The following is a 726-nucleotide window of genomic DNA, read 5'->3' on the forward strand; positions in this document are numbered from 1 at the left end:
CGCACGGCTCCCGGCTCCAATCCTTTGTCATGGTAATTGCCTGCATCCCGGCGGGCAAATCGTTTTGGTTGTAACAAAGGAACCACGACCCCCCGGCGTTGTTTCCGGTACTGATATACGGCAAATAACAATCTTTCAACGGGAACCATTGAAAACCGCCGTTTGTCTGCGTAAAATTCAAATCAAACGTCTTTATCGGGTCAATTTGGGACGAATGGAAAAGATACATACGAACAACCCCGGTTGCGCCCGTCATTTGCAACCCGATTTGTTCGATTTTCATTGTTACGCCCATAGAACGAACCGGGACAATTTCAAACCCGACTAATTTATGATTATTCGGCAACGTCGCCCGGATACGTCCCGCACCGTCAAAGAACGTGCGCCGTTCCAATAGGTTCTTTGTTTCCTTATCCAATCCCTTTATTTGCGTGAATGTTTGTACCATTTGGGCGATACCGTTACGGGTCAACCTTTCCAAATAGTCGGATAAATAGTTGTATTCGCCCCAATCCGGGTTTCCATAATCGTTGTTGAAATCGTCGTTAAAATCACTTGCGACAGGTTCGACATTTTGGTTGTCCCGGCGGGCAATCCATACTTTGCCATTGTGTCGCACTTTCGCACCTGTTTTGTATTCCGGTATCATATTCCAAACCGGATATTGAAAAACGAAATCATCCGGGACGATTGCCCGGACATTATCCAAAGTAACAAGGGGGTGCG

The 726-nt window shown here is 46.8% G+C and carries 1 protein-coding gene; it reads right to left on the reverse strand.

What is annotated here, in order from left to right; all coding sequences use genetic code 11:
- The coding region (locus ACFFUV_RS23470) for a hypothetical protein (RefSeq protein ID WP_390198360.1) at positions 1 to 726 on the reverse strand (726 nt) is incomplete at both ends.

The organism is Vibrio olivae (genome assembly GCF_042428525.1).
In the GTDB taxonomy this organism is placed as follows: Bacteria; Pseudomonadota; Gammaproteobacteria; order Enterobacterales; family Vibrionaceae; genus Vibrio; species Vibrio olivae.